Annotated in this window: 24 protein-coding genes and 1 pseudogene; 16 read left to right on the plus strand and 9 right to left on the minus strand. The window is 71.8% G+C overall.

From position 1 onward, the window contains the following. The first annotated feature begins 37 nt into the window (after positions 1–37). From ACIQI7_RS15570 to ACIQI7_RS15585, 4 genes are all read left to right on the plus strand, one after another. A complete protein-coding gene (locus ACIQI7_RS15570; protein ID WP_401109590.1) occupies positions 38–850 on the plus strand; it encodes a winged helix-turn-helix transcriptional regulator in 813 nt (270 codons plus the stop codon). A gap of 124 nt (positions 851–974) precedes the next feature. Continuing rightward, complete coding sequence (locus ACIQI7_RS15575; RefSeq protein ID WP_401109592.1) at positions 975–1,769, plus strand: DUF317 domain-containing protein; 795 nt, start codon at positions 975–977, stop codon at positions 1,767–1,769. A 19-nt stretch (positions 1,770–1,788) separates the two neighbouring features. Next, the gene (locus tag ACIQI7_RS15580) at positions 1,789–2,637 is read left to right on the plus strand and encodes a DUF317 domain-containing protein (RefSeq protein WP_401109594.1); all 849 of its coding nucleotides are present in this window, start codon (positions 1,789–1,791) and stop codon (positions 2,635–2,637) included. A gap of 23 nt (positions 2,638–2,660) precedes the next feature. Then, the gene (locus ACIQI7_RS15585; RefSeq protein WP_401109597.1) at positions 2,661–3,146 is read left to right on the plus strand and encodes a hypothetical protein; all 486 of its coding nucleotides are present in this window, start codon (positions 2,661–2,663) and stop codon (positions 3,144–3,146) included. 7 nt (positions 3,147–3,153) lie between these two features. Here ACIQI7_RS15585 and ACIQI7_RS15590 read toward each other — a convergent pair whose 3' ends face one another. Beyond that, positions 3,154–3,417: a hypothetical protein gene (locus tag ACIQI7_RS15590; RefSeq protein ID WP_401109598.1), complete on the minus strand. Its 264-nt coding sequence runs from the start codon at positions 3,415–3,417 to the stop codon at positions 3,154–3,156. A 447-nt stretch (positions 3,418–3,864) separates the two neighbouring features. Between ACIQI7_RS15590 and ACIQI7_RS15595 the strand changes: the two genes are divergently transcribed. From ACIQI7_RS15595 to ACIQI7_RS15625, 7 genes are all read left to right on the plus strand, one after another. Continuing rightward, positions 3,865–4,245 carry a hypothetical protein gene (locus tag ACIQI7_RS15595; RefSeq protein ID WP_401109601.1) on the plus strand — a complete coding sequence of 127 codons (381 nt, stop codon included), beginning with the start codon at positions 3,865–3,867 and terminating at the stop codon, positions 4,243–4,245. 56 nt (positions 4,246–4,301) lie between these two features. Further along, positions 4,302–4,514: a hypothetical protein gene (locus ACIQI7_RS15600; RefSeq protein WP_401109604.1), complete on the plus strand. Its 213-nt coding sequence runs from the start codon at positions 4,302–4,304 to the stop codon at positions 4,512–4,514. A gap of 89 nt (positions 4,515–4,603) precedes the next feature. Further along, positions 4,604–4,933, plus strand: coding sequence for an esterase (locus tag ACIQI7_RS15605; protein ID WP_401109607.1), 330 nt, complete (start codon positions 4,604–4,606; stop codon positions 4,931–4,933). A gap of 719 nt (positions 4,934–5,652) precedes the next feature. Beyond that, positions 5,653–6,729 carry a phage tail sheath family protein gene (locus tag ACIQI7_RS15610; protein ID WP_401109610.1) on the plus strand — a complete coding sequence of 359 codons (1,077 nt, stop codon included), beginning with the start codon at positions 5,653–5,655 and terminating at the stop codon, positions 6,727–6,729. 446 nt (positions 6,730–7,175) lie between these two features. After that, positions 7,176–7,430 carry a hypothetical protein gene (locus tag ACIQI7_RS15615; RefSeq protein ID WP_401109613.1) on the plus strand — a complete coding sequence of 85 codons (255 nt, stop codon included), beginning with the start codon at positions 7,176–7,178 and terminating at the stop codon, positions 7,428–7,430. A 39-nt stretch (positions 7,431–7,469) separates the two neighbouring features. Continuing rightward, the gene (locus tag ACIQI7_RS15620; RefSeq protein WP_401109615.1) at positions 7,470–7,946 is read left to right on the plus strand and encodes a barstar family protein; all 477 of its coding nucleotides are present in this window, start codon (positions 7,470–7,472) and stop codon (positions 7,944–7,946) included. A gap of 73 nt (positions 7,947–8,019) precedes the next feature. Continuing rightward, positions 8,020–8,502 (plus strand): hypothetical protein, encoded by a 483-nt coding sequence (locus ACIQI7_RS15625; protein WP_401109617.1) that lies wholly within the window; start codon positions 8,020–8,022, stop codon positions 8,500–8,502. 193 nt (positions 8,503–8,695) lie between these two features. On the opposite strand, the gene ACIQI7_RS15630 is transcribed toward ACIQI7_RS15625, so the two are convergent. After that, positions 8,696–9,376: a response regulator gene (locus tag ACIQI7_RS15630; protein WP_401109618.1), complete on the minus strand. Its 681-nt coding sequence runs from the start codon at positions 9,374–9,376 to the stop codon at positions 8,696–8,698. Next, positions 9,373–10,524 carry a sensor histidine kinase gene (locus ACIQI7_RS15635; protein WP_401109621.1) on the minus strand — a complete coding sequence of 384 codons (1,152 nt, stop codon included), beginning with the start codon at positions 10,522–10,524 and terminating at the stop codon, positions 9,373–9,375. The genes ACIQI7_RS15630 and ACIQI7_RS15635 overlap by 4 nt, the downstream gene beginning before the upstream one ends. Before the next feature lie 132 nt (positions 10,525–10,656). Between ACIQI7_RS15635 and ACIQI7_RS15640 the strand changes: the two genes are divergently transcribed. The 5 genes and pseudogenes from ACIQI7_RS15640 to ACIQI7_RS15660 form a co-directional block, all read left to right on the plus strand. Continuing rightward, positions 10,657–11,397, plus strand: a complete 741-nt coding sequence (locus tag ACIQI7_RS15640) for a class I SAM-dependent methyltransferase (protein ID WP_401109623.1) — start codon at positions 10,657–10,659, stop codon at positions 11,395–11,397. Positions 11,398–11,478: 81 nt separating this feature from the next. Continuing rightward, positions 11,479–12,054 (plus strand): DedA family protein, encoded by a 576-nt coding sequence (locus ACIQI7_RS15645; protein WP_401109625.1) that lies wholly within the window; start codon positions 11,479–11,481, stop codon positions 12,052–12,054. A gap of 101 nt (positions 12,055–12,155) precedes the next feature. Further along, positions 12,156–12,911, plus strand: a complete 756-nt coding sequence (locus tag ACIQI7_RS15650; RefSeq protein WP_401109627.1) for an IS5 family transposase — start codon at positions 12,156–12,158, stop codon at positions 12,909–12,911. A gap of 459 nt (positions 12,912–13,370) precedes the next feature. Further along, complete coding sequence (locus ACIQI7_RS15655; RefSeq protein WP_401109630.1) at positions 13,371–15,152, plus strand: reverse transcriptase domain-containing protein; 1,782 nt, start codon at positions 13,371–13,373, stop codon at positions 15,150–15,152. Positions 15,153–15,259: 107 nt separating this feature from the next. Next, positions 15,260–15,430: pseudogene (locus ACIQI7_RS15660) on the plus strand (IS5/IS1182 family transposase); the annotation flags it as partial. An 18-nt stretch (positions 15,431–15,448) separates the two neighbouring features. On the opposite strand, the gene ACIQI7_RS15665 reads toward ACIQI7_RS15660, so the two are convergent. The 6 genes from ACIQI7_RS15665 to ACIQI7_RS15690 form a co-directional block, all read right to left on the minus strand. Beyond that, positions 15,449–15,829, minus strand: coding sequence for a hypothetical protein (locus tag ACIQI7_RS15665; RefSeq protein WP_401109631.1), 381 nt, complete (start codon positions 15,827–15,829; stop codon positions 15,449–15,451). A gap of 113 nt (positions 15,830–15,942) precedes the next feature. Continuing rightward, positions 15,943–17,691 (minus strand): relaxase/mobilization nuclease domain-containing protein, encoded by a 1,749-nt coding sequence (locus ACIQI7_RS15670; RefSeq protein WP_401109634.1) that lies wholly within the window; start codon positions 17,689–17,691, stop codon positions 15,943–15,945. After that, the gene (locus tag ACIQI7_RS15675; RefSeq protein ID WP_401109637.1) at positions 17,688–18,122 is read right to left on the minus strand and encodes a MobC family plasmid mobilization relaxosome protein; all 435 of its coding nucleotides are present in this window, start codon (positions 18,120–18,122) and stop codon (positions 17,688–17,690) included. The genes ACIQI7_RS15670 and ACIQI7_RS15675 overlap by 4 nt, the downstream gene beginning before the upstream one ends. Positions 18,123–18,301: 179 nt before the next feature. Beyond that, the gene (locus tag ACIQI7_RS15680; RefSeq protein ID WP_401109639.1) at positions 18,302–18,526 is read right to left on the minus strand and encodes a hypothetical protein; all 225 of its coding nucleotides are present in this window, start codon (positions 18,524–18,526) and stop codon (positions 18,302–18,304) included. Positions 18,527–18,608: 82 nt separating this feature from the next. Next, positions 18,609–19,610: a DUF2637 domain-containing protein gene (locus tag ACIQI7_RS15685; RefSeq protein WP_401109642.1), complete on the minus strand. Its 1,002-nt coding sequence runs from the start codon at positions 19,608–19,610 to the stop codon at positions 18,609–18,611. Next, positions 19,607–20,182, minus strand: a complete 576-nt coding sequence (locus ACIQI7_RS15690; protein ID WP_401109645.1) for a WhiB family transcriptional regulator — start codon at positions 20,180–20,182, stop codon at positions 19,607–19,609. Before ACIQI7_RS15690 ends, ACIQI7_RS15685 begins: the two co-directional genes overlap by 4 nt. Positions 20,183–20,186: the final 4 nt, after the last annotated feature.

The raw sequence follows: 20,186 nt of genomic DNA on the forward strand, positions 1-20,186 counted from the left end.
CCCCCCCCCCGCACCCGCTGACCAGGAGTTCCCGAGCATGTCCGTCCTGCCGACCAGCGCCTTGAGCACCGCCGACGCGGCACGCGTGGAGACTGTCCTGCGCCAACTGGCCCCGAAGTGGACCACGCACCTCGTCCACACGATCGCCAAGTACGGCCCGGCCATGCGGGTGCGCGACGTCGCCCACTACCACCCGGCGGTCAGCCAGCCGTACATCAGCAAGCGCCTCGCCACCATGGCGGGCGCCCGCCTGATGGACCGCGACGCCACCTTCGACCGCTCGGCCCCCTACCGGCTCAGCGCCCGTGCGCGCACCCTCGGACCGCTCTACCGCGCGGTGGCCCAGTGGTCCTCCGAACACCTCGACCGCGCGCCGCAGGGACGGTCCGACCGGATCGAGGACGCCCTGCACCGCCTGCAGTTGGTGGACACCACCGAGGTGGTCCGGCTGCTCTCCGAACACGGGAGCATGCGGGTGACCCACCTCGGGGAGCGCGTCGGCGTCTCCGAACAGCTCATCTCCAGCCGGCTCAACCGCATGCAGGCCGACGGCCTGGTCACCCGCACCGGCTCCCGGCACGGCGACCCCTACGCCCTCACCGACGCCGGCCGCGCCCTCGCCCCCGTCTACGCCGCCGTGCAGCAGTGGGACATGCGGCACTCGGCCGCCTCTCCCACGCTCGTGCCGGCCGCCATCCGCACCCTCGCCACCGGAGCGGGCCCCATGCGGACCGCGGCGGCCCTGCGGCGAAGCCCCGCGCCCACCGGCCTGTTCAGCGACGCCCCCGCCGCGCAGCCGCGCGTCCCAGCAGCGGTGACGGCGGCCTCCTACCCCTCCCACGGACGGTGACCGCCGTGAACGCCCCGGCCAGAAGCGCTCCCCCACCTTCAGCGCCCCAGGGTCCGCACACCGCCATCCCCGTCCTGTCCTGCGGCGACGTGCGGGCCCGCTCCCCGCCCGACAAGGAGCCCCAGTGCCCTCCACCACCCGCCTGCTCGTCCGCCCGCTCCGCCTCGCCGGACCCGGCGACCCCCGGCTCATCACCGAGACGCTGGCCGCCGCCCCCGGCTGGAGCCGCCATGGCATCCCCGACGGCGGCGTCCGCTTCACCAGCCCCTGCCGCACTGCTGTCGTCACCGGCGGCCCTCCGGCCGGCAGCACGGCAGCCTGGACTCTCCACGGCTACTCCCGCCCCGGCGCCGAGCCCCTGTGGCGCGCGTCGTTCGGCTCCGGCACACCCGCCGAGATCACCGCCGCCTTCACTACCGTCCTCGTCCACGGCCTGCGCAGCGGCCACCGCGACTACCTGCACGGCGGCCCGCACCACCTGCCCCGCACACCGGCCTCCGTCCTGGCCGACCGCGGTTGGCGGCCCGAGCAGGCCCCCAAGGGCTTCCACGACCAGGTCGCCCCGGACGGGACCGCCGTCTACCGGCACCGCGTCGGCCACCAGCCACCCGACACCGAAGTCGCCGGCCTCACCCCGCCGGCCTGGAGCATGCTCGCGGGCGACCCCCACAACCCGTCCTGGCGTGCGGACTTCACGATCGGCGTGCCGTTCTACCCGCTCGTCCGCGCGGCCCTCGCCTTCAGCTCCACCGCGCCCGTAGAGCGCCGCCTCGGTAACATCCCCGCCCGCCACCTGCCGCACATCACCGCCCGGCCGCCCTCCCGGGACGCCCCCGCCCGCCGGCCGACGGCCGCCGCGTTGACCTTCCCTGCCGCAGCTCCCGCTTCCCGGCCCGCGCCGGCCGCGCGCCGCCGCTGAACCTCCGGAAGGACCTGCGATGCCGTACACCGCCGAGAAGCCCCGCGAGTACCGAATCACGCCCCGCTACCTCGCCAACTCGAACGCCGACGTCTCACCGGCCATCAGGCGACTGATGGCGGCGGGCTGGGCGCTCAGCCGCGACGAGCTGGCGAACACCTTCGTCACCGCGCCGGACCTACGGGCCCGCCTCGCCTTCCTACCGGAAGGCGAGGACTCCACGCTGTGGAAGATCAGCGCCGGCTGGGACGCCTTCGCCCCGCCCGAGTGGCTGGTCACCTTCGACCACAAGACGCCGCCCGAGGTCGTCGAGGACTTCACCGCCGCACTCGCCGACGCCTACACCCAGGGCTCTGACGCCTACCTGGACAACGGACCCCAGCCCGACGGCGCAGGCGTGACCCTCCAACTCCTCTCCTCCGGCTGGCGCCTGAACCCCGCCACGCCGTTCCTCACCTACCAGTCCCCCGACGACCTCATCCGTCTGCACCGCCGCGACAACGCCCTGCGGCACTCAGCGGAGATGGCCGGTGACACCGAGCGCTGGCTGTTCGAGGTCGGCCCGCCCCGCGACGTCTGGTACGCCACCGCCTCCTCGCGCCTGCCCGAGCACCTGCTGCAGACGCTCACCACCGCCGTCACCGACCCGGCCCCGGTCCACCGGTACATGCGGCGCATCGACCTGGAGCACCTGCCCGCTGTGGCCAGCGCGACGCCGACCGCACCGAGTCCGCTGGAGGTGGCGCGCCTCCGGGCCGCCACCTCCCGCTCGCTGTCCGTGCCCCGGGCCGCCCCCACCGCGCTCGCCTACACCACCACCACCCGCCCGCAGGCACTCCCAGCCGCCGTCGCCGGGCGCTCCCGCTGACCACCATTCCGGAAGGAACCCCCGTGCCCGACCCCACCGCCCTGGAGCACGCCGACGCGATGATCGAGAAGGCGTGGGGCCGGCCGATCGCCGAGTTGGAGAAGGCCGCGATCCGCCGCCCCGTCGAGGACCCCCTCCTGCGTGCGGCCATGCACACCCGGAGCTACCTGACCGTCGTGTCCAACTCCGTTGCCGTGCACCGGGAACGGCTGCACGCACTCACCCGTCCCGGCCACGTCCCCGCCTTCTACGACCTCGACCGGATCACGGAATCGGCGAGCGCACTGCGGACCGCCCACGGCGAGAGCAACACCGCTCTCCAGGCGATCCGCCACGTCGTCGACGCCCGCGAGCTCTCCCTGCACACCCAGGACGGCCTCGGCGCCGAACGCGTCCGGGCGGCCACCGCCCGCACCGCGCAGTCCCCTCGCCCGCTGGGCCTGCCCACCGGCCAGGCCGCCCCACCGGCCGCAGCCGCTCCCGGCCTGCCGGTGGTCAACCGGCGGTAGCGGCCGGTCAGTCCGCGACCTGATCGCGGTGGGCGCCGGGATCGGCGGCGCCCACCGTACGGGCCAGTTCCTCCAGCGTCAGCTCCACTCGCCGGCCGTCCGCCAGCCGGGTCTCGGCCAGCTCGTCCTGTATCCGCTCGGTACGGTTCGTCGTGTTCACAGCCCACTGGCCGTCAGCGATCACGACGAGGTCCCCCATCGTCCACGCCCGGCCCGCGCTGCGGATCTTGCGCTCCAGTGCCACCATGTCGCGGCCTCTGCTCGGCTCCAACGCCGTTCTCCCCCTTCGGGCCCGTGTACGGCCCCGCGCCGTAACCCCTCTTCAGCACCGGGCCTCGCCGATCCATTCCCGGCCCAGTTCGCCCACAGCAGACCGGTCACCACCGGAAACGACTACGGACTTCGGCATGAGCCATGCCAACGTACTCATGTCGCCGAAACCGCAGGTCAACAGAGGTATCCAGCCCCATGAACACCCCCGGAAGCCTCCTGCCTGCGCCCGTCCGTCCCACCGCCGGAGATCGCGATTGGCTCTCCTCCGATCACGGTGCGGCCCCACCGAGTCCGTGTACCTGTACGTCCCCGTGGCACTGGTCCGGGACCTGATCGAAACCCACGGCGGCGAAACCCCGCTCGTTCCCCGCCAACGCGCCTGACCGAATCATCCGCACCTCCCGAAGGAGGCACCACGAGTACCCACCACGTCGACTTCCACCTGGTGGTCGTCACCGCCGCCACCGAGCACGGCGCGAGCCGCCGCATCCTCGCGAGCCCCCATCTTCGGATCGCCCGCGCCGACCAGATCCATCCCGGCGACCTGATCGTCTCCGCCTTCCAACCCGCCCAGTCAGGCTGTCTTCCCCGGGCCGACTACTTCGCCTCCGGCACCTACCCGGCCCACCCCGGGCGCTACGACCCTACCTGCTGCTGCGGAGCCTGCGGCCTGCCGGAAGTCCAAGGCCTCGACGGCACGGTCGTCCTCACCACCGGCGACCCGTGGGACACCTGCGACCCCTGGCCGACCGACGCCCCCGTCCTCATCCGGCCGCGCGGCCGCCTACGCGCCCGCCCACCCATGCTCCGCCCCGACCTTCCGTAACCACCACCGCTGTCGCTTCGCCTACCCACCACGTCTTCCCCTCCTGGAGAACGGCCATGCCCCAGTACTTCACCGTCGGCCACCTGATCGCCCAGCTCCAGACCCTCGACCCGACTCTGCGGGTGCGCCTCGCCGTGAACCCGGACTGGCCCTTCGCCCACTACGTCGGCACGGACGTCATCGTCCAGGACGGCATCGCCTACATCAGCGAGGACGGCCAGGAGAGCTACCTTCCCTGCGCCGTTCGCGAGCAACTCGCCTGGACCTGACCGCACGCCACCGATCGGAGGACAGCCCTATCCCCAGCAGCTACCGCCCCAGTCTTCCCCGCCCGCTCGACCGCTTCGCTCTCCACCCCGTGCCACCGTGGGCGAGCGGAGCACTCGTCCACAGCGTCCCCACCCACACCAGCCGCCCGATCAAGGTCCTCTGGGTCCCGAACACCCTGCCCCGGCTCCCCTTCGGCCGCGTCCTCCTGCGCTGGGAGCCCGCCCCCGAAGCCGGCTGGGACGTCACCGCCCGCCTCGGCCTCGCCACCACCGACGTGCACCTCGCCACCTGGCCCGCCGCCGGAGACGACTGGCCCCGCCTCGTCCACCCCACCCTGCGCGAGGTCACCCGGCTGTGCTCCGCCCTCACCGTGGCGACCGCCGCGCTCGAACTCGCCAACCGGCTCGCCAACTCCTGACCACCACCGAGGAAGGCCGCCCCGCGCTGAACCAGCCGGGGTGGCCTTGCCGTACGCCCACCCGCCCACTGCCACGTACGCCCATCACCGGAACAGCGAGGAAGAACACCATCATGGCCCCCGACCAACCGCTCCGGGGCTACTCCGAGGTCGCCGCGCACCCTGAGCATCAGCGGCGGAGCCGCTCACAGCCGTAAGAGCAGAGGCACCCTCGAAGCTCAGCTCCTGGATCCTGAACCTCCTCTACCTTCCGGGAGTTCGGGGATCTCAATACAGGGGTCGCGGGCATCGTCGCTTCGGTACATGGTGTGCAGTTGCAGCATGTCGGCTACGGAGCTGAGCGCGGCCACATACTCCTTGCCAAGCATGCTGAACACCGCCAGGCCCGCCTTGCGTGTCCGGTCGAAGGCTTCAGTGAGCAGCTGGTAGGCCTTCGTTCGCTGGCCTGCAGTGTGGTGCGAGCCGTGGAGAAGAAGGTCCGCGCAGCTCAACGGCAGTGTGAGCGAGGCCAGCGTGCACAATACGTATGACGCTCTTCCTCGTTCGGGTGAGCTCTCTACACCAACTACTCGGCAAATGTGGCGCAGACGCGAGTTTTGATCACCTTGGGCGGCAGGGTCGTTACGCTCCGGCGGAGTGCTGCCTCCGTCACGGCTCGCGCCTGGTGGCCTTGAGGCGGCGCATGTCCTTGTCCTGTTCTGGTCTGGATGGAGCGTTCGATGGCGGATTTCAACTACCCCGGCGGCTACGGCCAGGAGGATTCCGGCGGGACAGCGGTACCGGTGTTCATCGGCGACTTCGGTACCGCGTTCGAGGGCGTGGTCCGGGTCAGCGGGTGGCCTGACCTTCCCCGGGCTGCCGGTGAGGCCACGGCCACCGGGGAGACCGGCGCAGTGCTGCGTGGGTACTTCGAGAACGGCGGGGCTTTCTGCTACCTGGCCAACACCGCTGGCAAGACGTTGAGGGAGGCGTTGACCTCGGTCGAGGCGTTCCACGACGTGACCATCCTGGTGCCGCTCGGCCTGTGGGACGGCGGCGCCGACGCGGCGGCTGAGACTGCGAGGGCCGTGACCGCCTTCGCGGCGTCCCACCGGGCGATGGCCATTCTGCACGCCGGCCGGGAGCACGACGTACGGCAGGCCCGCGACGCGGCGAGGGCGTTCAAGCTGGAAGCCGACCAGAGCGCGCACGCGGCCCTGTACCACCCGTGGCTGACCCCGTCCGGAGACGGCGCCCAGCCGGTTCCGCCTGTCGGCGCGGCCGCCGGAGTGTGGTGCCGGGTCGATAGCGAGCGCGGGGTGTGGAAGGCTCCGGCGAACGTCGCGGTGCAGGGCGGCTCGACCCCGTCCCAGGCGGTGAGCGACGCCGAGCAGGGCGACGCCCAGCCGGTCAACGTCCTGCGCGCGTTCACGGGCAAGGGCACGCTCGTCTGGGGCGCCCGCACCCTCGACGAGACCGACGACCAGTGGAAGTACGTCCCCGTGCGGCGCCTGGTCGACCTGGTGGAACGGAACCTGCGGCAGGCCCTTGACAGGGTGGCGTTCCAGCCGAACAGCCAGGCGACGTGGGAGAGCGTGCGGACGGCGGCGGACAGCTACCTGCAGGACCTCTGGCGCCGGGGCGGGCTGATGGGAACGAAGCCGGAAGAAGCGTACGTCGTTCAGATCGGCGAGGGTGCCACCATGACCGCGGAGGACGTCAAGGCCGGCAGGGTCGTCCTGAAGGTCGGCCTCGCCGCGGCACGCCCGGCCGACTTCATCAGTGTGACCGTGACCGGGAGCGCCGGTCAGGCCTGACGGCCTGGGGGTTCGGGTCGCGAGACGGGCTGCGTCGCGGGGCTGGGCCCGGCGGCGCCGTCGTCGTCGCCGCGGGGCCGTCGCCGGTCGGATCCTGACCCACCCCGGCACCCCGGCACCCGCCGGAGAACGATCGACTCAAACTGACGTCAGTGCTCGCGCCCTGCCCCCGAACTGGAGGCATTCACCGGTCACATCCGCACGTTCTGGAGGATGATCACCGAGCTCAAAGGCGACCGGCTCCCGCAGTGGATCGAAGCGGTCTGCGCCGGCTTCGCGCTGCTGAGGAAGCGAGCTCTCCCAACTCCTGGACCTGACCAGCCGTGAGATCGGCGACCGGTACGGCGAGGCGGACGCGCTGGTCCACCTTGGCGGCGACCTGCACCGACTGCGGCGGTTCGAAAAGGCGGCCGACGTCCAGGCCCGGGTCGCCGCCGTGCACCGGGATGCCCACGGAGGGTGCGACCGCGCTGAACAACCTGGGCCTGCTCCTGCGCGAGCTGCGCCGATTCGAGGAGGCCGCCGATGCCCAGACCCGGGCGGCCGAGGCGGTCCGCACGCTCAGCGATCGGCATCGCGAGGCCAACATGCTCAGCTGCCTCAGTACGACCCTGACCGCGTTGCGGCACTCCGACGACGCGGTCGACACCAAGCACTCGGGCGGTCGCCGTGCACCGGGAGAGCGGCGACCGGCACAATGAGGCGGGCGCGCGCTGGTCACCCTCGGCAACGCGCTGCGCATGGTGCGGCGGCCCGAGGAGGCGGTCGACGTCTGCGCACGCGCGGCCTCGGTGTGGGACCTCCTGCCGGGCCGGGCCTGGGCCGGGTTGGCCGCCGGCACCCATCGGCTCCGCCTCGTCCGGGGCGCGAACTGCCGCACCACGGCGGCCCTCTTCACCGAATGGGCGCACGCCCTGGCCTTCCCCGGCTACTTCGGCCACAACTGGGACGCCTTCGAGGAGTGCCTGCGCGACGCCCTCCACCCGCCCGGCGCCGAGCCGACCGATGCCGCTGGCGGCCTCCTCGTCCTCGTCACGGACGCCGACGCCCTCCTCGCGGACGAGCCGCCCGACCGGCTCGCCCTCCTCCTCGCCGTCCTGGACGCAGCGGCCACCGCGCCCGCCGCCGACGCCCCGCTCCGCGTCCTCTTCACCACCGCCCCGCCCGAGGCTACCCCCACCCGGTCCCGTCTGCGCTCCGTCGGCCGGACCGGCTGACCGGGAGTGCGACGCACCGGCCGAGGGCCCCGTCCGTCACGAAGATCGCCGGCAGACCATCACGTCACCCAATATGGCGGTCGGCACCGCCCTGGACGTCGTGCTGACACTGCCTCTCCTGCCCGTGGACCTCCTCAACCGGACACCGGTCAACCCGGCCGCAGCAGACAGCGTCGGCTGGCCGGCACTGACCGCACAGGTCGCCGCCGTGTACGACGACCTTCAACCCGCCGACCGCGCGGTCACGGCCGTGCTCACCGACAACTACGGAGAAGCGGGCGCCCTCGACCGTTACAAGCCCGCACATCGTCTGCCCCCGGTGGACAGCGGCAACAACGACCTCCACCGCTTCGGCCCGCCACCGGACACCGTCCACGTGATCATCGCCGTCGCCATCGACCCCACCCGACTGGCGGCCGACTTCACCGACTGCCACACCGCCGCCCACATCGGCAGCACGGCCAGCATCGACACTGCGAACGCCACGCCCCGATCACCCTGTGCCGCAACCCCGATGCTCCCTGGACGGAACTATGGCCCCGTTACCGCGACCTAAAGCCCTACGAGAAGGCCCGGTGCCGGAGCAGGGGCCAACTCGAAATCAGCCCCCTTGAAAGTCAGCAGGCCAGCGGCCTGTACCGGTCTCGCTGAATGTTGCATCCGATGCAACAGCGAGCGCTCCTTAGACCGACCGGCGATAGGCAGCGATTGCTGGAGCGGGCGCCACTTCGGCGTCGGCTTGGCCGCACTCACGCTCGGTGGTTTCTGCCTTCGGCTGTCCAGGAAGTGAGGCCGGCGTCTCGGGCCAGGAGGGCGGCCTGGACGCGGTTGGTGACCTCCAGTGCGGCGAGGATGCGGCTGACGTGGGCTTTGACGGTGCTCTCACGCATGGCGAGGCGGGTGGCGATGTCGGCATTGGGGGCGCCCTCGGCGAGCAGGGCCAGGACGTCGCGTTCGCGAGGGGTGAGCTTGTCGAGGTGGGCCCGGGCCGCGATGGCGCGGGGTTGGTTGGCGGCGTGGTAGCGGTCGATCAGGCGCCGGGCCGCGTTGGGGTGGAGCATCGCGGAACCGGCAGCGACGAGGTGGACGGCGCGCAGGATCTCGGCGGGGTCGGTGTCCTTGAGCAGAAAGCCGTCGGCGCCGGCGGCGAGGGCGTTGTAGACGTACTCGTCGAGGTCGAAGGTGGTCAGGGTGATCACCCTGGGCGGGTGGGGCAGAGCGCGCAGCCGGGCGGTGGCGGTGATGCCGTCCATCCGGGGCATCCGGACGTCTACCAGCGCAACGTCGACGCGGTGCGCGGTGGCCTGCTCGATGGCCTGGAGCCCGTCGGCGGCCTGGGCGACGACCTCGATGCCGGGGGCGCCGTCGAGCAGGTCGGTCAGGCCCAGGCGGACCAGGGCGTCGTCGTCGACGATCATCGCGTGGATCACGGGTGCTTCCCGTTCCGGTCGGAGGAGGTGGGGTGGGGCAGCCGGGCCGCCAGGCGCCAGGCTCCCGCGCCCGCCGGGCCGGCGTCGAGGTGGCCGCCGAGCGCGGCGACGCGCTCGCGCAGCCCGACCAGGCCGTAGCCGGAGCCGGTCGAGGCACCGGGGCCCGGGAAACCGGTGTCGTTGGTGACCTCGACGAGGGTCGCGGGCGGCCGGTAGCCGACCCGGACGGCCACCCGCCCGCCGTCCGCGTGCTTGCGGGCGTTGGTCAGCCCCTCCCGGACGATCCGGTACGCGGCCAGGCGGTGCGTGGTCGGTGCCTGCGACGGGTCGCCGTCCACGGTCAGGGTGACGTCCTGCCCGGCGGCACGTGCCTGGTCGACCAGGTCGCGGACGTCCTTGAGTGCGGGCTCCAGCGGGTCGGGGCCGTCCTCGGAAGCGGGCCCGCGCAGCGCGCCCAGCACCTCGCGCAGGTCGGACAGGGCCTCGACGGAAGTGGCGCGCAGCAGGGCGAGGCGCTCGGCGACCCGGGGCGGCAGATCGGGGGAGCGGGTGGCCAGGACGCCGGTATGCAGGGCGATCAGGCTCAGGCGGTGGGCGAGGACGTCGTGCATCTCGGCGGCGATCCGTGAGCGTTCGGCGGCACGGGCGGCGTCCTCGCGCAGCCGGGCCTCCACCCGCAGGTGGTCGACCTGGTCGGCCAGGGTCCGCAGCAGGCGGCGGCGGTTGCCCTGCCACAGCCCGACCACCAGGCCGAACATCAGCGCCGTCAGCATCGCCGCCCACCGCCGGTCCGTCCAGATCGAGCCGGCCTGCACCCCGAGCAGGTTGCCCGCCAGCGCGAGCGCCGCACACACCAGGGCGGTACGGGTACGACGGGCCACCGCCAGGTCGAACAGGACCACGGCCAGGAACGGGTCGACGACCCATCCCCACCAGGCGGTGGCGACGGTGACGACCACCGGCGCCCCCGACAGGCGCCACCGGGGCACCGCCAGGACGACCGCGCACACCGCGGCCGCGACCAGCACCGGCACTCCGAACCGGGTCCCGGCCGTCGCGGTGCCGTTCTGGTAGGCCGTCCACACCAGGAACGCCAGGAACGCTGCCCGGCCCACCGCGGCCCACCGCGGGCTCCTCCACCACTTCACCCTCGCCATGGTAGGCAGCCCGCCGAACGCGGGGGCGGTACGAAATGCGACGCCCACCCCCTACTTTCGTCGGGGAGGACCGTCGCACAATGGCAGGTCCGAAGGGCGTCCCGGATTCCTAGCGTCGAAAGCATGGACCACAGGACCCCCTCCCCCCGAATCCCCCGGAACGCCGACGCCCGGCAGGCCGCCGAGAGCTGGACGTTCCTGCGCGAAGCCGCCCGGGACCTGCGCACCACCGGCGCCGTCGCGCCCAGCAGCCGGGCCCTGGCCCGTACCCTGACCGACCCGGTGGCCACCTGCGGCGCCCGCCCGCTGTCCGTCCTGGAGGCGGGCGCCGGCACCGGTGCTGTCACCCGCGCCCTGCTCTCCCGCCTCCCGCGCGGCAGCCACCTCGACGTGGTCGAAGCCAACCCGCGCTTCACCGAACGCCTGCGCCGCCTCGTCGACCACCACCCGGCCCCGGTCATCCGGCACGTCCGCGCGGAAGTCCACCAGGCGTACGTCGAAGAACTCGACACCGGCCGGCGCTACGACGTCATCGTCTCCGGCCTGCCGCTGACCAACTTCACCCCCGACCTGGTCGACCGCGTCATGGCCCGCTACCTGGACCTGCTGCACCCCGGCGGCACCCTCACCTACTTCGCCTACCTCGGCACCCGCCGCGCCCGCACCCTGTTCGCCCCCCGCGCCGAAGCCCGCCGCCACGCCGCCGTCGACCAGGTCGTGGGTGCCTACCAGCGCCGCTACGCCACCGCCCGCTGGACGGTCCTCGCCAACCTGCCACCCGCCCACGTCTGGGAACTGCGCCGCCCCAGTGTGGACGCCGCCACCCCGCACCTGCTGCCTCTCCTGCCAGGCGCCGAGCAGTGAACCACCTCACCGACGCCCTCGCCCACCTGCCGCCGGCCGCCGTCTACACGGTCCTGGCCCCTGGTTGTCTTCGCCGAATCCGTGCTTCTGCTGGGCACGTTCACCCCCACCCTCGCCCTGCTGCTGACGGCCGGAGCCATGGCCCGCACCGGCGCCGTGCACCTCCTGCCGGTGATCGCGGCCGCCACCGCCGCGGCCGTTGCGGGCGACCGCCTCGCCCACTGGACCGGCCACCTTCTGGGCGAGCGCCTGCGCACCGGCGGCCTCGGCCGCCGTATCCCTGCGGGAGCCTGGCAGCAGGCCGAGACGCTCATGACCCGCCACGCCGGCCGGTCCGTCTTCCTCGGCCGCTTCCTGCCCATGGTCCGTACCCTCACCCCCCACCTGGCCGGCGCCGCCCGCCTGCCCTACCGCCGCATCGCGCCCTACAGCGCCACCGCAGCCGTCCTGTGGGCCACCGCCGAAGCCGGCATCGGCTACAGCGCCGCAACCTCCCTCCAGCAGATTCTCACCGTCGGCGGTCCGGCCCTCGCCGTGGTCGCCCTGACCTCCCTCGCAACCACGCTCTGGTGGCGGCGCTCCCGGCGCTCCGCACGAGGTACCGCAACCATGCCGCGCGGGCACTCGGGCTGTAAGAACGAGGCCCCGGTGCGCTGACCGCCCCTGCCGCGAGACCCGCGCGTCCGCCGCACTCATCCTCAACACGGTCCCGGCGTCATCACGACGGGAAAGCCCCAGTGATCAGGAAGGGACGGGCTGTGCCCGCGCTGCCATCCAGCCTGCTCGAACCGTTGTGGGCTCAGTTCGCCGCCCTTCTGCCTGCACGGGAGGAGTTCGCGGCAGGCCATCCGTTGGGCTGCCACCGGCGCAGGGTGCCTGACCGTACGGTCTTCGAGCATGTGGTCCTCGCTCTGGTCCACGGCTCGGGCTACGAGCGCATCTCCACCCCCGGATGCTCCGACCGCACCATCCGCCGACGCGTCAAAGAGTGGGCCGAGCAGGGGATTTCACAGGCCGTGCACGCTCTCGCCCTGGAAGCCTACGACCGCATGATCGGCCTCGGGCTCGGCGAGATCTCGGTGGACGGGTGCATCACCAAGGCCCCGTCCAGCGGCACAAAGACCGGTCGCTCGCCGGTTGACCGGGGTAAGCAAGGACTGAAACGCTCCGTCGCCACCGACGCCTGCGGCGTCCCGCTCGCAGTTGTCGCCACTGGGGCCAACCGACACGACTCACTGCTGCTCGGCTCCACCCTGGACACGGCCAGGGCACAGGTCGGCGCGATGCCAGAGACCGTCAACATCAACCTCGACCGCGGCTACGACAGCAACAAGTCCCGTCTGCTAATAGCCGAGTTGGGCTTCACGGCCGAGATCGCCCGCAAGGGCGTGCCCGCCCCGATCCAGGCCGCCAAACGCTGGGTGGTCGAGCGCACCCAGTGCGCCACGAGGCGCTCTGTTTGTATCCCTGGCTCAGCCGGGAGGAACTCGGAAGGAGGTTCCTGGGCCGGATGACTCACCTGGATCCGAAAGGTGAAGGGGACAAGAGCATGTCAGCAAACCGGTGACCGGGCCCAGTTGTCAGGGGCGGTGTGTCGGGCGGCCCGCGCGATATGGCGAAGACTGGATTTTTTGAAGCCCAATCTCCAGAAGATGCAAGTTCCTATCCGTCGGAAAGGCAGCTGAAACCGACGCCGACCCTGCACCGGTTTCGATTGTGTCAACTGGTGCAACTTCCGGGGCCCGGAGCGATGTCCAGCGAGGACATTCAAGGAGATGAGTGGGACGCCTAAGTCGCGCTAGAACGTACAGACAGGGACGAACGTGGGATCGCCTACGGGACGCGAGTCCTATGGCGACGGAGGCCCCGTAGTAGTCGCCGGAGTCACGCCCGGTCGGGGAGGACGGGAAAGCCGTCCGCAGGGCGAAGGGGGCCAGGTGATTCGGACACCCGGATATGGGGAGGTATGCGAAATGCAGAGCGCCGCAACGGTGCTGGGTGTCCTGCGTGAGCGCGGTAGGCGCCGTCTGCCGTGCGACGAGCTGTATCGACAGTTGTTCAACCCGCAGTTGTATCTGCTGGCCTACGGTCGCATCTACGCCAACCACGGCGCGATGACGCCCGGGGTCACGCCGGAAACCGTGGACGGCATGTCCCAGCGGAAGATCGACCGGATCATCGAGGCGATGCGCCACGAGCGCTACCGCTTCCGGCCGGTTCGGCGCGTGCACATCCCGAAGAAGAACGGGAGCACGCGCCCGCTGGGTCTGCCGACCTGGTCGGACAAGCTCGTCAGCGAGGTGGTCCGCCTGCTGCTGGAGGCGTACTACGAGCCGACGTTCTCCGACCGATCGCATGGATTCCGCCCCCGGCGGGGCTGCCACACCGCGCTGCGGGAGGTCGCCCACACCTGGACCGGGACGTCCTGGTTCATCGAAGGGGACATCGCCGACTGCTTCGGCAGCCTGGACCACCAGGTCCTGCTGTCGATCCTCGGCGAGAGGATCCATGACCAGCGGTTCCTGCGGCTGGTGCGCAACATGCTCAGCGCCGGATACCTGGAGGACTGGAAATGGGGAGCCACACTCTCCGGAGCTCCGCAAGGCGGAGTAGCTTCCCCCATCCTGTCCAACATCTACCTGCACAAGTTGGACGAATTCGTCGAGACGGTTCTGATCCCGGAGTACACCCGTGGAGAGCGCCGGGCCAGAAACCCGGCATATCTGGAGTTGCAGAACCTGCTGGCGAAAGCCCGCCGACGCGGCGACCGGCCCCAGGCCCGGACACTGCGTCAACGGATGGTGAGCCTGCCGAGCGCGGATCCGAACGATCCGTCCTATCGCAGGCTTCGCTATGTCCGCTACGCGGACGACCATCTCCTCGGATTCACCGGGCCGAAGGCCGAGGCCGAGCAGATCAAGCGCCGCTTGGAAGGTTTCCTGCGTGACGAACTCAGGCTGGAACTCTCCCGGGAGAAGACGCTGATCACTCACGCCCGTACCCGGGCGGCACGGTTTCTCGGCTACGAGATCACGACCCAGCACAACGACACGAAGAAGACCGGCCGTTACCGCAGGGTGAATGGCCAGATCGCTCTTCGTGTTCCCCGGGACGTGATCAAGGCCAAGTGCGAGCCCTACCTCGCCCGCGGCAAACCCGCGAAGCGAACGGAACTGACCAACGGCAGCGATCACGCGATCGTCGCCACGTTCGGGGCCGTCTACCGGGGCATCGTCCAGTACTACCTGCTCGCCGGAGACGTCTTCCGGCTGCACCGGCTGCAATGGGTCATGGAAACCTCCATGCTCAAAACCCTTGCGGGCAAGCACCGTTCGACCGTGACGAAGATGGCCGCCAAGCACAAGGCCAGGATCGACACTCCCAACGGGCCCCGAGTCTGCTTCGAGGCCCGGATCGAGCGGGAGAACAGGAAGCCGCTGGTGGCGCGGTTCGGTGGAATCCCTCTCCAGCAGCAGCGGTCGGCGAAGGTCGTCGACCGCCGGCCTGTCTGGGTGGACTATCCGCAGAAGGAGCTGATCACCAGGCTCCTGGCGGACACGTGCGAGGTCTGCGGGGCCAACGGTGATGTCCAGGTGCATCACGTCCGGGCCCTTGCCGATCTCGCTCGGGCCGGATGGCCGCCGTCCGACTGGGCGCGCGTCATGCTCGACCGGCGGCGCAAGACCCTCGTGGCCTGCGCTGCCTGCCATGACCGCATCCACGAGGCACGAACGGCCGGATCACACACGCCGTGATAACTGGAGAGCCGGATGACAGGGAAACCGTCATGTCCGGTTCGGCGGGAGGCCGCGCGGAAAAGGACCTGCTCAGTCAGGCACCTCGCCGCGCGGCCGACCCAACCTCGTGGATGAACGACTACGGCAAGCTGCGGCGCTGCACCGAGAGAAGCGGCGCGGTCGTGGACTTCTACCTCTACCTCGCCGCCGCTCTCGTCACGCTCCGCATGCTCATCCGACGCTCCACAAGCCACTACCGCTGGCAGGGGCGCCCCACCACCCGACGCCTCAAGTGATCCATTTGCCGGTCGGTCTTACTCCAGGTAGAGCCCGGCGAAGAGCCCGTCGAACCCCAACACGTCGCGGGCGTCGTCGAGGGTGCGGTAGTGCGTCCAGGTGGGATCGGCGATCATCGCGTCGAAGTCGCGGCGGGTGATCTCGGGCTCCAGCCACTCCGTGCCGCAGCGGCAGCCGATCCAGACGTGGCGGCGGTGGTTGATCAGCAGCCAGTCCCGGCGCGCTCGGCAGGCGGGGCAGATGACGGGCATTCCGCGGAGTACCAGCTCGGTGGGGCACTTCACGAGGCGCACCGCGTCGGGGCCGCTCGGCGGCCGGCTGTCGTACTCCAGCTGAAGGAGGGGGTCGGAGGTGGCCGGGTACGGGATGTTGGTGGTGCGCTCGTCGGTTCTGTTCACGGGCTCTCCGTTCGGTGCTCGGGTTCTTGCCTAACACCTGGTGGGACCGGGTGTCGAGGGGGTTTGTGCCTGCGGCGCCCGGCGAGCTGGGGCAGGTGCTCGCTGAGCAGGGGTCAGCGCCGCGGGGTCGGGTGGTGTGGGTCGACCGCGCTCCGGGCCGGTGTCGGCGGGGCGGGGCGCTGTGCGCTGCGTGTCGGCTTTGCGCTGTTCTTAGTGGTGGCCGGAGCCTTGCGCGGTGGCTGGGGGTTGGCGGGTAAGTCGGCGATACGGCGGATGCGCCAGACCAGGACGTCGTCGTGGCTGCGGGCGGTGTCGAGTTCGCACCAGGAGGCGGCTTCCTCCAGCAGGGCCTTCGGGTCGTGGCCGGCATTCTCGGCTTCGGCGAGGACCGCGGCCAGGGCGTCGTACTCGCGGACCGGTGGCGAGGGCCGCCGGGCGTTGTCGAGGACGTTGCGGATGGTGGTGTCGTGGCGGTGGCGGTCGGTCTGCGGCAGGGCGCGACCTGCTTCGCGCATCGTGCGCATCGGGGTGGCAGCGGCCTGCCGGTAGGCGGCGCGTAGGTGGTCGGCGGCCTGGCGGGAGGCGGTGGCCTGCTGGGCGTGGCCGCGGGCGGAGTGCCAGCGGGCGGCGGCCAGGGCGACGAGGACGAGGGTGGACAGGACCATGGCGGTGGCGCCGCCGTCTTCGCCTCGGCCGAGGGCGCTGCCGGCGTGGACGATTCCGCGGGCGGCGGAGCGCAGGGCGCGGATGTCGGCGTTCTCGGCGCGGACGTGGCTGCGGGTGGCGCGTTCGAAGGCGCGGGCGGCGTCGCGGAGTTCGGTGCGGGTGGCGGCCGGGGAGGTCTGGGCCAGAGCGTCGAGGAGTTCGCCGGCGCCGACGAGCTGGGCGGCGGCTTCGTCGTCGCCTCCGTCGAGGAGCGCGGCGGCGCGGTCGGCAACGTGGGCGGCGTCCCGGCGGTAGCGCGCGGGTGCGGACCGGTCGAGCCGCGCGGAGCGGTTGCCTGGCTCCGAGGTGGTGTCGGCGGTGGGGCCGGCGTCGAGGCGGCGGCGGATCCGCGGAAGGGATAGGTCAGGTGCGAGGGTGCTGCCTGCGAACCAGACGGGTTCGCTGTCGCGGTTGCGGTCACCGGGCAGGGCGACGTTGTAGCCGAGGACGTCGCCGGAAGGGGCGTGGCGGATCTTCACCCGCAGGCCGGCCTCGTGCAGGCGGGTGAAGAACTCCTGCTCGGTGGCGGCTCCGGCGACGGCCTGGCGGACAGCTTCGCGCAGGGTCTCGCGCGGGGTTTCGGTGCGGGCGGTGCGTTCGGCCTTGAAGCGTTCCTGGCTGGTGGGGGTCTTGGCGGCGGTGCCGTCTCCGGGGTTGAGCTGGCGCAGGCCGTACTCCTTCTCGATGAGGCGGGCTTCGGCCTGGGCCTTGCGGCGGTCGAAGCTGAGGCCGGCGAGGCGGCCGTCCTGGCGGACGAGGGTGGCGGCAATGTGGATGTGGTCGTCGGCGTGGCGGACGGCGACCCAGCGGCAGGCGGCGGTGTCGCCTTCGGGGGCGATGCCGGTGGCGTGGACGATGCGGCGGGCGATGGTGGCCCAGTCGTTGTCGTCGAGGTGGCGGTCGCCGGGGTCGGCGCGCACGGAGCAGTGCCAGATGGTGGTGGCGGGGGCGCGGCCCCCGATGGCCTTGACGGGCTGGTCGAGTTGGGCGGCGAGCTGGGCGATGGTGTGGCGGGGGTTGCGGCCGGGGTCGGGGGCGAAGTTGTTCCAGGAGGCGACGAGGTGCTGGTCGGTGTGTTCGTCACGTTTGCCTGGCCCGTAGAGGTAGCGGATGAGGCCGTAGGTGCCTCCGGCGCCGGTGCGAATCTTGGGAATCACCGGCGGACCATCCAGGCGACGGCCTCGTCGACGGCGGCGATGGCGGCTTCGACGCGGTGCAGGAGTTGGCGGAGGTCGGCGGCGGGCTGGCCGCCGGCGTTGAGGAAGTGGGCGACCTGGTTGAGGTTGTTGCCGACGGCTCCAAGTTGGCGGTTGGACTCCATGAGTTCCTGGATGCCGCGGCGGTAGTCGGCGACGGCGGCGTTCGGGTCGATGCTCGCGGCGGCGGCCACGGCGGCGGCTGCGGTGTAGCCGCCGAGGGTCAAGCCGGCCTGCTCGGCGGCGTGCTGGAGGAGGGACCACTCGGGGTCGCTGAAGCGGGGGCAGACGCGGTTGGTGCGCGGGACGGGCTGGCGCAAGCGGCGGCGGGTGGCGGCGCGGACGGCTTCGGCGGGCGGCGGGTTCTGCTGCTTCTCCCCCTTCGTCGGCACCCCTGGGCCGACTCCCCGGTTGGTGGCAGGCCCCTCTGGGTCTGGCGCCGACCTGGGTGCCTGCGCCCCCTTCGGGGCGGGGACGGGGTAAGGACTCCTTACCCCACAACTTGCTCCGCCAGGAGCCTGATCACGGTCACCTTCCGGTGCCTGCGTGGTGCCGTCTTGGTCGGAGGCGGTCACCGGCTGGCCTCGCTGTCGCGCTGGCGGAGGTCGAGGAGGAGGTCCTCGACGAAGTCGAGGGCGAGAACGGGGTGGTGAAGCGTCCAGGGGCGGGAGTGCCGGCCGCGCTGGACGCTGCGCGCATCGTCCGGGCCGGTTTCGACGCGGTGGAGGTGGCCGCGCTGGGTGAGGACGGCGAGCCAGGAGTCCGCCTCGGCCCAGGTGGCGGGGGTGGTGCGCATGGTGGGGTGCTCCCGTTCTACGGTAGTGCGGTGGGTGACCGCCGGGGTGACCTGGTCGGTCACCCTGGCGGTCTGGGGTCGGTCAGTTCCGGTCGGCAGCGACCGCCTGACCGTGCTGTTCGCGCAGCTGGGCCATCAGCCGGGTCAGGGTGTCGCTGGACAGGGGGATCTGCTGACCGCGGATCGCCTCGGCGACCACCTTGCGGGTCAGCTTGTCCTCCTCCCTGACCGCCTGCCGTGCGATCGTCAGCAGGTCCTCGGTGTCCAGGTCAGGGCGGCGGTCAACGTCCCGGTCAGTGACCGGCGGGGCGGTGACCGGCGGCTTGACCGGCTGACCGGTGGCCTCGGTGGGGCTGACCGGCGAGGCGGCGACTGGCAGCTTGACCGCCGGACGGTCGGTGAGCGGCCGGTCAGTGTCCGGGTGACCGCCCAGGTCAGAGGGCTTGATCGGGCTGACCGGGGTCAGCGGCGGCTGCGGCGCCGGGGCGGTGCCCGGGCGGCCGACCGGCTGACCGGAGGCGGGGTGACCGGCGCTGTCCTGACCGGCGGTCGGCGCCGCCAACCGCTCGGTCAGTCCGGCTTCCTCCGCGGTGACCTGACCGAGGTCGGCCTCGGCCGGTCGGTCACCGTGACCGACCGGGTCAGCGGGGCTGACCGTCCCTCGGGCGATGAGGATGTAGAGGTGGACGGCGCCGGCCAGGGCGAGCGGGGCGATGGTGGACAGCACCGCGACCACCGTGTCGCCCAGCCGGAGGCCGGCGGTCGCGTTCTGCTCGTTGAGCCGGACGGCGTGCAGGGCGTTGGCCCACAGGCTCGTCCCGGTGGCCGCGCCGAACAGCGCCCACACGTAGATCCGGGCCCGCAGCGGCGCGGTGCGCAGGACCAGCAGGGCGCGGACCCCGTAGGCGATGAAGCCGTCGACGATGACCGGGAAGAGGTAGGTGAGGAAGTCCCGGACGTGGATGGCGACGGCCATCTGCTGGAGGGCGGAGAAGCTCAGCGCGCAGCCGGAGGCGCCGAGGGCGATGACGACGGCGCGGTCCCAGCCGGTGACGCGTGCGGTGGGCGGGGTGGTGGTGCTCATGCGGCCGTCCCGAAGTCGTCGCGGTTCGGCTGCTCGGCGCTGGTGGTGCTGTGGTTGGTCGAGGCGGCGCGGGCGGTGGCTTGCTCGGCGATCTGGCGGTGGCGGATCGCGCGGCGGGTTTCGCGGTAGAGCTTGAGGGCGTGCTCGGGGGTGATCTTGAGGAGCCAGGCGAGGCGCTCGACGGGGACGTCCTGGCGGTATCCGGCCAGGACGATCGCGCGGCGCTCGGCCTTGGTGACGGAGATGTCGCGTCCGGCCAGTACCGCGTTGACGCGGCTGTAGTCGAGGCGGTCGTTAATCTTGGCGTGCAGGGGTTCGCGTTCCTCCTCGGTGAGGCCGCCCCGGATGCCGTGGGTGTCGCCGGTCTCCAGAGCGGCGTCCAGGCAGACGCGGGCGACGGGGCACTGGGCGCACAGCGCCTTGGCGGTGGCGATCCTGTCGGCGTCCTCCGGCCCCGGGAAGAACACCTCGGGGTCGACGGGGTTGTACTCGGTCGGGGTGCAGACGGCCTGGTCCTGCCAGGTGTGGTCGCCGAGGGCGCGGTGGCGGGCAAGGCTGGTCGTGGTGGTCATGCGG

It is taken from the genome of Kitasatospora sp. NPDC092039 (assembly GCF_044756065.1).
Taxonomy (GTDB): Bacteria; Actinomycetota; Actinomycetes; order Streptomycetales; family Streptomycetaceae; genus Kitasatospora.

Excerpts from the sequence above, each read along its gene's own strand:
- ACIQI7_RS15620 (WP_401109615.1), top strand. The coding sequence starts at position 7,470 with ATGGTGCGGCGGCCCGAGGAGGCGGTCGACGTCTGCGCACGCGCGGCC.
- ACIQI7_RS15655 (WP_401109630.1), top strand. The coding sequence starts at position 13,371 with ATGCAGAGCGCCGCAACGGTGCTGGGTGTCCTGCGTGAGCGCGGTAGG.
- ACIQI7_RS15680 (WP_401109639.1), bottom strand. The coding sequence starts at position 18,526 with ATGCGCACCACCCCCGCCACCTGGGCCGAGGCGGACTCCTGGCTCGCC.
- ACIQI7_RS15690 (WP_401109645.1), bottom strand. The coding sequence starts at position 20,182 with ATGACCACCACGACCAGCCTTGCCCGCCACCGCGCCCTCGGCGACCAC.
- ACIQI7_RS15610 (WP_401109610.1), top strand. The coding sequence starts at position 5,653 with ATGGCGGATTTCAACTACCCCGGCGGCTACGGCCAGGAGGATTCCGGC.
- ACIQI7_RS15570 (WP_401109590.1), top strand. The coding sequence starts at position 38 with ATGTCCGTCCTGCCGACCAGCGCCTTGAGCACCGCCGACGCGGCACGC.
- ACIQI7_RS15615 (WP_401109613.1), top strand. The coding sequence starts at position 7,176 with ATGCCCACGGAGGGTGCGACCGCGCTGAACAACCTGGGCCTGCTCCTG.
- ACIQI7_RS15685 (WP_401109642.1), bottom strand. The coding sequence starts at position 19,610 with ATGAGCACCACCACCCCGCCCACCGCACGCGTCACCGGCTGGGACCGC.
- ACIQI7_RS15580 (WP_401109594.1), top strand. The coding sequence starts at position 1,789 with ATGCCGTACACCGCCGAGAAGCCCCGCGAGTACCGAATCACGCCCCGC.
- ACIQI7_RS15600 (WP_401109604.1), top strand. The coding sequence starts at position 4,302 with ATGCCCCAGTACTTCACCGTCGGCCACCTGATCGCCCAGCTCCAGACC.
- ACIQI7_RS15640 (WP_401109623.1), top strand. The coding sequence starts at position 10,657 with ATGGACCACAGGACCCCCTCCCCCCGAATCCCCCGGAACGCCGACGCC.
- ACIQI7_RS15625 (WP_401109617.1), top strand. The coding sequence starts at position 8,020 with ATGGCGGTCGGCACCGCCCTGGACGTCGTGCTGACACTGCCTCTCCTG.